At 62.8% G+C, this 10,516-nt stretch carries 10 protein-coding genes and 1 other RNA gene; 2 read left to right on the forward strand and 9 right to left on the reverse strand.

The features are described 5' to 3' along the window. Positions 1-89: 89 nt before the first annotated feature. A non-coding RNA gene (gene ssrS, locus QNJ86_RS13870) (6S RNA) lies at positions 90-262 on the forward strand. A 121-nt stretch (positions 263-383) separates the two neighbouring features. Here the strand turns inward: ssrS and QNJ86_RS02355 are convergent. From QNJ86_RS02355 to QNJ86_RS02380, 6 genes are all read right to left on the reverse strand, one after another. Continuing rightward, positions 384-1,823: a sensor histidine kinase gene (locus QNJ86_RS02355; RefSeq protein WP_283830969.1), complete on the reverse strand. Its 1,440-nt coding sequence runs from the start codon at positions 1,821-1,823 to the stop codon at positions 384-386. An 8-nt stretch (positions 1,824-1,831) separates the two neighbouring features. Continuing rightward, a complete protein-coding gene (locus QNJ86_RS02360) occupies positions 1,832-2,524 on the reverse strand; it encodes a response regulator transcription factor (RefSeq protein WP_283830970.1) in 693 nt (230 codons plus the stop codon). 193 nt (positions 2,525-2,717) lie between these two features. Further along, complete coding sequence (gene pstB, locus QNJ86_RS02365) at positions 2,718-3,677, reverse strand: phosphate ABC transporter ATP-binding protein PstB (RefSeq protein ID WP_430623044.1); 960 nt, start codon at positions 3,675-3,677, stop codon at positions 2,718-2,720. Continuing rightward, positions 3,674-4,675: a phosphate ABC transporter permease PstA gene (pstA, locus tag QNJ86_RS02370; protein ID WP_283830971.1), complete on the reverse strand. Its 1,002-nt coding sequence runs from the start codon at positions 4,673-4,675 to the stop codon at positions 3,674-3,676. Before pstA ends, pstB begins: the two co-directional genes overlap by 4 nt. Then, a complete protein-coding gene (gene pstC / locus QNJ86_RS02375; protein ID WP_283830972.1) occupies positions 4,672-5,535 on the reverse strand; it encodes a phosphate ABC transporter permease subunit PstC in 864 nt (287 codons plus the stop codon). Before pstC ends, pstA begins: the two co-directional genes overlap by 4 nt. A gap of 25 nt (positions 5,536-5,560) precedes the next feature. Then, complete coding sequence (locus QNJ86_RS02380) at positions 5,561-6,475, reverse strand: substrate-binding domain-containing protein (RefSeq protein WP_283830973.1); 915 nt, start codon at positions 6,473-6,475, stop codon at positions 5,561-5,563. Between the two features lie 287 nt (positions 6,476-6,762). Here QNJ86_RS02380 and QNJ86_RS02385 point away from each other — a divergent pair, with 287 nt between their 5' ends. Then, complete coding sequence (locus QNJ86_RS02385; RefSeq protein WP_283830974.1) at positions 6,763-6,975, forward strand: TOBE domain-containing protein; 213 nt, start codon at positions 6,763-6,765, stop codon at positions 6,973-6,975. A gap of 552 nt (positions 6,976-7,527) precedes the next feature. On the opposite strand, the gene QNJ86_RS02390 is transcribed toward QNJ86_RS02385, so the two are convergent. The 3 genes from QNJ86_RS02390 to QNJ86_RS02400 all read right to left on the reverse strand — a co-directional run bounded on the left by QNJ86_RS02390 (position 7,528) and on the right by QNJ86_RS02400 (position 10,232). After that, positions 7,528-9,312, reverse strand: a complete 1,785-nt coding sequence (locus tag QNJ86_RS02390; protein WP_283830975.1) for an MFS transporter — start codon at positions 9,310-9,312, stop codon at positions 7,528-7,530. Positions 9,313-9,445: 133 nt separating this feature from the next. Further along, positions 9,446-9,811, reverse strand: a complete 366-nt coding sequence (locus QNJ86_RS02395) for a hypothetical protein (RefSeq protein ID WP_283830976.1) — start codon at positions 9,809-9,811, stop codon at positions 9,446-9,448. 127 nt (positions 9,812-9,938) lie between these two features. Beyond that, entirely contained in the window at positions 9,939-10,232 is a 294-nt protein-coding gene (locus tag QNJ86_RS02400; protein ID WP_283830977.1) for a BAG1 BAG family molecular chaperone regulator 1, read from the reverse strand. Between the last annotated feature and the right edge of the window lie 284 nt (positions 10,233-10,516).

The raw sequence follows: 10,516 nt of genomic DNA on the forward strand, positions 1-10,516 counted from the left end.
GAGCCGGCGACAGGGTGGCGAATATGGAAACTGTCAAACAATACAGATGTCAAGACTTTATTTTGGGCGGGCAAAACATATACTCAAATCAGGTCCTGCCCTCGAAGCCATACTTTGCGATGGACCGATGCTAATACATGAGGGAGCTCAAGATAGCGCGTGAAATGGAGATTCGTGTCTGTTGATACGAAAGCCAGGAAGCGGGCTGCGAGCACCCACCTTTTAAGGTGGGTTCATCCTTCTGGCCGGGGGTGGGGCTTTTCACGCAACACAAAGAGGCGCCGCGCTTCCCCAGGAAACGCGGCGCCTTGGTGTTTCTGGGATACCCCCGCACATACGGCATTTGCAGACTAGCGCGGCTCTCCCCGCACGCGTTTCGGCCGCTACGCGGCGGGTAGGCGCAGGACGAAGACGGTGCCTCCGGTAGGGGATTCTTCTACTTCTATGGTGCCGCCGTGGTAGATGACGGCGTGTTTGACGATGGCAAGACCCAATCCGGTGCCGCCGGTTTCTTTTGAGCGGCTTTTGTCTACGCGGAAGAAGCGCTCGAACACCTTGTCGCGCAGGTCGGCGGGGATACCGGAGCCGGTGTCGCTCACGCGCACCACCACCTCGCCCGCCTCGGGGCGGCGCGCACCCACCCACGCCGCGGCGCCTTCGCCAGCGGCTACCACACCAACGGGCTCCATACCCAGGCTCACCACCACCTCGCCACCCGGGTGGTTGTAGCGGATGCCGTTCTCTATGAGGTTGTACAGCATTTCCTCGGCCAGCGTCTCGCTGCCACGAATGAGCGCGCACGCGCCTTCCACCTGCACCGATACGCCCTGGCCGGCGGCAAAACTCTCCAAGCGCCCAGCAACGCGGTGGGCCGTGGCCACCAAGTCAACCGGCGTGGCCTCGTCGCCGAACGCGGCCTCATCCAGGCGTGACAGCGTCAGCACGTCGGTGATCAGCGAGCGCATGGCCTGGGCTTCGTCGTAGATGAGCGCGGCGAACTTCTGGCGGTCGGCCGGCTGCACCATGTCATTCTTCATAAGTTCGGCGTAGCCCGAAATTACCTGCAGCGGCGTTTTCATCTCGTGGCTCACGTTGCTGGAGAAGTCGCGGCGCAGGTTCTCGGCCTGCGCGAGTTCGGCGTTTTGCTGTTTGAGCTGGCGCTGCTGCTCGTCAATGCGCGTGAGCAGCGGGTCCATTTCCTCGTAGATTTCGTTGTCGAGCGGGTTCGCAAAATCCAGCGCATCAATGGGTTTCATGATGCGGCTTGTTAACACCCGCGATAGCACGAACACCAGCACTACAGCCACCACCAGCGCCACCAACACCGGCACCAGCATATTGCCAAGGAATGACAACAGCGAGTGGCGCGTCTCGGACAGGCGCACAATGCTGCCGTCGTCCAGCTTCACGGCCGCATACACCGTGTCGGTACCAAGCGTTTCCGAATAACGCATGGTCACGGCCTCACCGGAAGCGGCGGCTTGCTGCACCTCGGGGCGGTCGGCGTGGTTATCCATGCCCGTGGTGTCGGCCGCACTGTCGTAGAGCACGGTACCGTCGGGCGCGATAAGCGTGTAGCGCGTCAGGCCGCTGAACTGGGCTTCCAGGATGGGTTCATTGTCGGCGGACGGCGTGGCGTTCAAGTAGCGCGCCGCATCTTGAGCGCTTGCAGCCAGCTCCGCCTCGGCGTCGTGTTCGTACGACACATAATAAATAGTAATCATGACGGCAGCCAGCGCCACAATAATGCCCAGCGTGAACGCCAGCACGCTGGTGAAAATCTTGCCGGCGAGGCTTTTTACCTTGAGATGCTTAAGCGCCATGCGCGTCCTCACGAGGGCCGCTTGACGCAGTAACCCACGCCGCGCACGGTCTGGATCAGGGCATCCGCCCCCTCGCCTGCCGCCGCCAGCTTCTGCCGCAGCGTCTGCACGTGCACGTCCACCGTGCGCGTCTCGCCCACATACGTCATGCCCCACACGTCTTCGAGAAGTTGGCTGCGCGACAGCACGTGCCCCTCGTTCTGCATGAGGGTGCGCAAAAGGTCGAATTCCTTGAGCGTGAGCGTCACCGATTCGCCGTTCACGCTGACGGTATGGGCGGAAACCGTGAGGGAAACGGGGCCGCAGGTGAGTTCATCGTCGGGTGCGGAAGCCGGCGCCGAAGCGCGACGCAGCAGCGCGTTCACGCGGCTGACCAGCTCCATCATGCCGAAGGGCTTCGCCAGGTAATCGTCCGCACCCGCATCAAGGCCACACACCGTGTCGAACTCGGTGCCTTTGGCGGTAAGCATCATCACGGGCAGGTGCTTCGTGGCCGACTCCGCGCGCAGCATGTGAAGAATTTCCAGCCCGTCGATCTCGGGCAACATGATATCAAGCAGCACCAACTCCGGCAAACGCTCCTTGCACGCGGCGAAGAACTCCCCCGCCGCCGGAAAGCCCTGCGCCTCGAACCCGGCCTGCTTGAGCGCATACACCGTGAGGTCACGAATATTGGTGTCATCTTCTACGTAATAGATCATGTCGGTTCCGCCGTTCTTCGAACGACAGGGTGCGCGTGGCTTCGACCTGCCGTTCTCTTCACACTTTTCTGTTTTCGGCCATTGTAAAGCAGCGCAGGGAAGAGGGGTGTGCCGGCTCCGTCAAATTTTGGTAAAGCCTACTCCCCGGGCGCGCACCCAGCGCGCCCTACCGGCGTGCCCCCGGCGCAACCTCCTAGCCGAACCGCCCCGCCACGTAGTCCGCTGTGCGCGAGTCGCGCGGGTTGGTGAAGATATCGTCGGTGCTGCCGGCTTCCACCATCTCGCCCAGCAGGAAGAACGCCGTTTGGTCGGACACGCGCAGCGCTTGCAGCATGTTGTGCGTCACCATGACCACCGTGTACTTCCGCTTGAGTTCGCCCACGAGGTCTTCAATTTTGGCGGTGGACAGCGGGTCGAGCGCGCTTGTGGCCTCGTCCATCAGCAGCACCTCAGGGCGCACGGCCAGAGCGCGCGCAATGCACAGGCGCTGCTGCTGGCCGCCGGACAGGCCCAGCGCGTTTTTCTTCAGGCGGTCTTTCAGTTCGTCCCAGATGGCGGCGTCGCGCAGGCTTTGCTCCACGATATCGTCCAGGTCGGCACGCTTCTTCACGCCGTGCGTGCGCGGACCAAACGCCACGTTGTCGTACACACTCATGGGGAAGGGGTTGGGCTGCTGGAACACCATGCCCACGCGCCGGCGCAGGCTGTTCACGTCCACGTCGCGGTAGGCGTCCTGCCCGTCGAGAATGATCTCACCCTCCACGCGGCAGTCAGCAACAAGGTCATTCATGCGGTTCAGGCTTTTGAGCAGCGTAGACTTGCCGCAGCCAGACGGCCCAATAAGCGCCGTCACCTGATTTTGGGGAAACTCCAGGTTGATGCCCTTGAGCGCCTGGAAGTCGCGGTAGTACAGGTTGAGGTCGCGCACGCTCATCTTGACGGGAGCCGCCGGTTCCGAAGCCGTGGCAAGCGCGGCGGTCACGCCAGGTTCAGCAGTCACCACCGGCGCGACGTGTTCCTTAACCGCACCCCCAGCAAACCCGCCAGTCGCTGGCTTCAAAACGCGCGGGCTCACCGTGCGCCCCGCCTTCACCCCGCCCTGCCGTTTGGGCAGGTAGGTTGCCGGTTTCTTCTCCAACAGGGAGTTGTTCATGAACGTGCTCCTTTGCTCATCTTCTTCACCACGGCCGCAGCCGCAAGGTTTAGCACCACCACCATCACCAGCAGCACCACGGCCGTCGCGTACGTTTCATTCACGTGCAGGCCCTCGCTGGCCAGCACATACATGTGCACGGCAAGCGTGCGCGTGGAATCGAAGAGCGCCGCAGCGCCTTCGGCGAACTGCGGAATTTGCGCGATGGAACCAGCCGTGAAAATGAGGGCCGCCACCTCGCCCACGCAGCGCCCGAGCGCCAGCACCACGCCGCCCAAAATGCCCGGCACGGCCGAGGGCAACACACAGCAAAACACCGTGCGCAGCCGCCCTGCTCCCAGGCCAAAGCCGCCTTCGCGGTAGGAGTCGGGCACGGCGAGCAGCGCTTCCTCGGTGGTGCGCATAACCACCGGCAGCACCATGATGGCCAGCGTGCACGCGCCCGCCAGAAGCGAGAGCCCCCACCCCAGCGCCGTCACGAAAAACAGCATGCCGAACAGGCCATATATGATGGAGGGAATGCCTTGCAGCGTCTCGGTTGTGGTGCGCACAAGCGCCACAAAGCGGCTGCCACGCGGCGCGTATTCCACCAGATAAATGGCCGACCCCACGCCCACCGGAACGGCCATAAGCAGCGCAAGCCCCGCCATGAGCAGCGTGTTTATCAGTGCCGGCATGAGCGAAACATTTGTGGAGGTATATTCCCACGCGAACAGGCTGGGCGTAAGATACGGCACACCGTTCACCAAAATGAAGCCTATCAGCAGCAGCAACACGCCCGCCGTCAGCACAGCGCCCGCGCGCACAACCAGGCGCAGCAGGGCGGCTGCGACGCGGCGCTTCTGCTGGTGGCGCTCGCCGTGTTCGGCCAGCAGCACATCGAAGCGGTCGCGCGCGCCGGAACCACCCGCGGGTGCGCCCGCGCCGCCACCTGCTCCGCCGCCCGCCGCGTCACCCGCGCCTGCGCCCGCGCAAGCCCGCGTCATCTTCGCACTCATGACGCCACCTCCCCTCTCTTCTTTATCGCATTAAGCAGCGCCGTGATAAGCAGGATGAACACGAACAGCACCACGCCCGTGGCCACCAGTGCGCCGCGGTGTAGGTCGGCCGCGTAGCCCATTTCCAGCACGATGTTCGCCGTCATGGTGCGCACGCCGTCGAAGATGCTATCGGGAATGATGGGCTGGTTGCCGGCCACCATGATGACGGCCATGGTCTCGCCGATGGCGCGCCCCACGCCCAGCACCACACCAGCCACAATGCCGGACGTTGCGGCAGGTACCACCACGCGAAACACCGAGCGCTCGTGGTCGGCGCCCAAGGCGAGCGCGCCCTCGTAGTACTTCTTCGGCACGGCGTCGAGCGCGCTGCGCGCCACCGTAATAACCGTGGGCAGAATCATGATGCCCAAAAGCACGGCCGCCGCCAAAAGCGAGAGCCCTCGTCCCGGCATGGTGTCGCGAATAAACGGCACCATCACCACCAGGCCGAAGAAGCCATACACCACCGACGGAATGCCCGCCAACAGCTCCACGCCCGGCTTCAGCACCGCCGCCACGCGCCCGCTGGCAAACCGCGACAGATACAGCGCCGTAAGCAGCCCCGTAGGCACACCCACCAGAATGGCGCCCGCCGTCACATACACGCTGCCTACAATCATGGGGAAGATGCCGTAGATGTCGTTCGCCGGCCGCCACGTGGTGCCGAAGAGGAACTCCGGCAGACCAATCTGCGCCATGGCCGGCAGCCCATTCGCAAACAGAAACACGCAGATGAGGACCACCGCAAGAACCGAAGCCCCCGCGGCAATCCCAAACAACACCTGAGCTGCGCGCTCTTTAAGATGTGAAGAACTCATACAACTCCTTGGTTAGGCGGCGAAACTACGCCAACACTTCTTCCCAGGTGGCCAGTTCGCCGGTGAAGATGCCTTTCACCTGGTCGGACGTCAGGGCGTCCACGGTTGCGGCCTTGTTCACAATGACGGCAATGCCATCCTGCGCGATAACCGTGGCTTCAACGGCGCTCTTCTCGGAATCCTTCAGCTCGCGCGAAGCCATGCCAATGTCGCAGGTGCCCTCGGTGGCCATCTGCACGCCGGTGGTGGAGTCGGACTGGTTGACCTCGATGGACACGTCCGGGTTGAGCGCCTGATAGGCCTCAGCCAGCTTCTCCATAACCGGAGCGATGGACGACGAACCCGCCAGCACCACCTTGCCCGTTGCCCCGGCCGGCGCGTACGCCTCGCCCTCGGTCACGGGAATGTAGCCGTTGTCCTCAACCACCTTCTGGCCATCAGCGCTCATGATGAACGTCACGAAATCCTGCGCCGCGTCGGACAGGCCGTCCTTCGTCACAATGTTAAACGGACGCGCAATCTTGTACTCACCGCTCTTCACGTTGGCGGCCGTGGGCTCGGCACCGTCAATGGTGAGCGCCTTCACCGTGTCGCCCAGCGAGCCCAGCGAGATGTAGCCGATGCCGTTCTCGTCGCCCGCCACCGAGGTCATCATGACCGACGTGGAGTTCGTGATAGCCGCCGCAGGCGTGGTTAGGTCCACCTTCTCGCCGCTGGCATCCTTTTCCTCAATGCCGAACAGCTCCACAAACGCGCCGCGCGTGCCGGAGCCGTCCTCGCGCGAGTACACGGACACCTCGCCGGAGGGCATCGTGGCCGCAGCAGCCCCCTCACCTGCGGATCCGCCGGAAGCATCCTGTCCGCCCGCGCATCCCGCCAGACCGAAGATGCCCAGCGCAAGCACAACACCTGCCGCCGCCATAACCAAACGCTTCTTCATATTCTTCCTTTCGTTCTGCGCCCGAGGCGCCTTTATTCGATTCACCGCCGCGCCGCACACCCGTCGCCGCGCTGCGTTCACCATGATGGGCATCAAGCATCAAGCCCACGTTTGCGGGCCATCAAATCTCAGTAAAGTCTGGGAAACGCGCGGGGAATACCCGCAAAAATGACGCATGCGCGCATATTTGGCACGGCAGCGCGCAGTTGTGGTCGCGCGATGGCGGCAGGCACGCTACAATGGAGGGAGCAAAGGGGAACGCAGACGGAAGGGAGCGCATCGTTACTATGAAATTGTCCGCACGCAACACGCTAAAGGGGACCATCACGGCCATTCATCCGGGCGCGGTGAATGCCATCGTGATCATGGAGCTTGACGGGGGCCAAATTATCACGTCCACCATCTCCATGGGAGCGCTCAAGGATCTCGCTCTTGAAGTGGGCAAAGAAGCCTACGCCATAGTAAAAGCCGCCGACGTCATCATAGGCGTCGAAGACTAACAGCAAGAGCCACAGGACGAACCAAGCCCCTCCCACCCGAGGGGGCTTGCTTGTTTTAGAGGGACGAAGGTGGCGCGCAAAGAAAGGAAATATTATCTGTTAGGTAGCCTCCGCAGTCCAGTTCTCCAGAGCATCCGCTCCGCCGCAAGCGGAGAACACAACCCGTGTCGCCTTTTTCGCCTTTAGCATCCCCTCTCGTGCACGCGAAATGCCGTTTTTGGAACAGTTTGGGGCATCTGGCGGAAACTGTGCCAGGAATTGAGGAGGGGCTGCACTTCGGGATGGGTGTGGTGGTGCTTCGTGAAGCACCCTCTTCGCCGAAGGTGGAGAACGCGAACATGACCTGCGTTTTCGCGCTTTGTGTGAACGGGACGGTTCGCGAACCGCCCGGACTACGGCCAACCTGTCTCTTCAATACGACCCTCTGGCCGGTCAGCCCGCGTTGTAAAGATAGGGTGTTGGGAGATTTATGGCGTAATCAGTAGCGCGAAGCGCCACTTTTTTATCGGCGGCGCAGGTCTCGTTGCATTTTCCGGGCGGCGCAGACGCGCGTCATGCTTGGTTGCGAGGCTGCTTTTCCGGCTTCTTCTTGCTCTTCTTGTCCTCGCGATAGAACGCTAGGAGTGCTAGGCCTACGAGGGAGCAGGTTCCTACGAGGAGGAAGGCGCCGCGGAAGCCTTCGTCGAGAGTACCTTGGAAGGTGTTCTCTATGTCGCTGGCGTGCTGGTCGATTTCGCTCAGGTACTGTTGCTCGGCGGCGTCGACCGCCTCGGTGGGCATGCCGGATGACGCGGCGGCTTGCTCGATCTCGGTCTTCGCGAGCTTCTTCACGTTGCCCACGATGGTGGTTACGTCCGACCCCTCCATGAGCTGCTGCAAATCTGCCGGCAGCCCGCCGCCGGAGTCCTGACCTTCCCTGCTTGCCAGCTGCGCCATCGTTGGCCCGGCTGGCGGGTCGGGCAGCACGTTCATCACGCGATCCGGCACGGCCATGCCCGCGTGCGCGATGAACGCCACCAGCACAGCAGGCGCCACGGCTGTGCCCACCGAGCGCACAAGCGAAAGCGTGGCCAGCGCCGAGTTCGATTCCTCAAGCGGCGTCTTCGCCAGCATCATGTAGTTGAGCGGCGTGCCAATGGTGAAGCCCATCCCAATGCCAATGAACACCAGGCTCACCACCAGCGTAAACAAGTTCGGGAACTGCGTGGCCACCAGCGCCAGAAACAGCGCGCCCGCCGCCGACGCCGCCAGTCCGAACCCCAGCACCACCTTCACACCAAACCGGTCGATGAGCTTACCCGACACCGGCGCGCCCACGCCCGCGAACGCCGCCAGCACAATGACCACGTAGCCGCCGCTGCCGGCCGGGATTTTCAGCACGTTCTCCGCGAACTGCGGGATGAAAATGATGCCCATGAGGATGACGCCCGAGATGACGGAGATGGCCAGCGTCACCACAATGTCGCGGTTGCGGAAGTACGACAGGTTGAGCACCGGGTCGGCCGCGCGCCGCTCGATGAGCACGAACAGCGGCAACAGCACCACGAACCCCAGCAGGAACGGCCATACGTCGGTGGAGGTCAGCGACGTGCCCAGGTTGAAGAAGTCGAGGTTCTTCAGGCCGTAGAGTAGCGCGAGCACCATCACCACGAGCACGGCAATGCCCAGCCCGTCGATGGGTTTCACGTGCTCGGCCTTCGTGTTCGGCAATACGAACCAGCCGGCCACCACAATGAACGCACAGATAGGCACGTTCACGTAGAAGATGAACTGCCAGTTGCTTTGCCCGAAAATTGACAGGATAAGGCTGCCCGCAGACGCGCCGAAAATGTTCGCGATGCCGTACACGCCTCCCACCAGGCCAAGCGCCAGGCCGCGCTTCTCCGGCGGGAACGCCGTACCGAACTCCGCCGTGGCCACGGGCACAATGCCGCCGCCACCCACCGCCTGAATGGCGCGCGCCACCAGCAGCATGCCGAAACTGCCCACGTCCTGCGCGAGGCCGCACAGAAGCGAGCCCACGCCGAACAGCAGGATGCTTGCCAGGTACACGTACTTGCGCCCGGAGCGGTCGGCCAGCTTGCCCATAACGGGGATGGCCGCCGCGTACGCCAGCGTGTAGATGGTGATAATCCACACGCTGAGCTGCTCGGAAATGCCGAGGTCGCCTTGGATGACGGTACGCGCGGGCGTGACGATGCCCGTATCGAGCGCGCCGATGAACAGGCCCAACAGGTACACGGCCGCCACCAACACGAAGCCTTTGCGGCCGCCGGAGCCTGCGCCTGAGCCCGCGCCCGAGCCCGTGTGCGGTGCCGCGGATGATTGAGAAGTCATGCGCGCCTTCCTTTCCAAGACAAAACTGGTGCCAACGCACAAAACAAATGCAGGTCGACCGTAGTGGTGGCACGGGGCAGAGCCCTTGCCCTACGGTCAACCTGCACGGGAGAACGACGGTAAAGCGATACGCCTAGCGGCCGGTGCGGACGTTCTCGACACCCTGCTTCACGTTATCCTTCGCGTCGACGGCGGCCTCTTTGATAGCCTCGCCAGCCTTGCCGAGCGAGTCCTTGATGGAGTCCATGAAGTCGCCGCCCTTTTCATCCTTGCGCGCCTCGTGCTGCTGAGCACGCATGGCGGCATCCGTGCTGCCCGTGCGCTGCGCAATCTCGTGCTCGCGGTCGGCGGCGGCATCTTCGGCCTTGCGCTCGTTCATGCCGGCTTTAGCCTCGTGGAAGGCGTCTTTCACGTTGTTCTTCACGTCGTGCGCCATGTCCTTCGCGCCGTTCTTCATGTCGACGGACGCGTCGCCCGTTTTGAATGCTCGATCAACCATGGTCGTGCTCCTTTCAGGGGGGATGTGAAATCGCCCTCAATTCTACGTGCGCGGTGCGTGCCGTCGGCTGCCGCGCGACAACGGCGCCGCAACGGTTTTGCCACAGGGGTGGCGAAGGTGCGCGAGCCTACCAGCCTTGCGGGCCGTACGGCGGGCGCTCGGCACGTTCCTGGGACTCGTTTTCGATTTGCTCGGTTTCCTCTTCGGCCTGGTCGAAGTCGAATGCGGTGCCGGCGGCTTCGACGGATTTCTTTTCGTTGTCCTCGTCGCTGCCGTCGCCATCCACGGCTGCGACGTATTCCTCGGCCTCGCGCTTGGCCTCTTCCTCGATGCGCTCCAGGTCCTCGGCCGCCGCGCGGTTGAGTTCTGCCTGCGATGCCTCGCCGATACGCGTGCCTTCTTCAGTGATGGTGATTGCCATGAGCTGGCTCCTTTCGCCTGCGGGCGCCTGGGCGCCCCGCGTTGCTGCTTGTCGCCGCCCATTGTACGCACCACCCCACCCCCAAGCGATGACCGCCCGAACACGAACCCGTGACGCTTTTCTACGGGGATGGGGATGTGCGGGAAGGAAGAGGAAATAGGGAAGTTGGGAAGGTGATCTGGGTTGGATTTTCCGCCTTCGGCGGAGAGGGCGATTCGTGAATCGCCCCTCATATACTCTTTATGTCGCCAGATTTATGGCGAGTACGTCCTTTCCAATGTAGG

Origin of the sequence: Gordonibacter faecis, from assembly GCF_030077735.1 — a bacterium.
In the GTDB taxonomy this organism is placed as follows: domain Bacteria; phylum Actinomycetota; class Coriobacteriia; order Coriobacteriales; family Eggerthellaceae; genus Gordonibacter; species Gordonibacter faecis.

Bases quoted from the DNA above. Each gene is read 5' to 3' on its own strand.
- QNJ86_RS02355 (WP_283830969.1), bottom strand. From the start codon at position 1,823: ATGGCGCTTAAGCATCTCAAGGTAAAAAGCCTCGCCGGCAAGATTTTC.
- QNJ86_RS02360 (WP_283830970.1), bottom strand. From the start codon at position 2,524: ATGATCTATTACGTAGAAGATGACACCAATATTCGTGACCTCACGGTG.
- pstB (WP_430623044.1), bottom strand. From the start codon at position 3,677: ATGAACAACTCCCTGTTGGAGAAGAAACCGGCAACCTACCTGCCCAAA.
- pstA (WP_283830971.1), bottom strand. From the start codon at position 4,675: ATGAGTGCGAAGATGACGCGGGCTTGCGCGGGCGCAGGCGCGGGTGAC.
- pstC (WP_283830972.1), bottom strand. From the start codon at position 5,535: ATGAGTTCTTCACATCTTAAAGAGCGCGCAGCTCAGGTGTTGTTTGGG.
- QNJ86_RS02380 (WP_283830973.1), bottom strand. From the start codon at position 6,475: ATGAAGAAGCGTTTGGTTATGGCGGCGGCAGGTGTTGTGCTTGCGCTG.
- QNJ86_RS02385 (WP_283830974.1), top strand. From the start codon at position 6,763: ATGAAATTGTCCGCACGCAACACGCTAAAGGGGACCATCACGGCCATT.
- QNJ86_RS02390 (WP_283830975.1), bottom strand. From the start codon at position 9,312: ATGACTTCTCAATCATCCGCGGCACCGCACACGGGCTCGGGCGCGGGC.
- QNJ86_RS02395 (WP_283830976.1), bottom strand. From the start codon at position 9,811: ATGGTTGATCGAGCATTCAAAACGGGCGACGCGTCCGTCGACATGAAG.
- QNJ86_RS02400 (WP_283830977.1), bottom strand. From the start codon at position 10,232: ATGGCAATCACCATCACTGAAGAAGGCACGCGTATCGGCGAGGCATCG.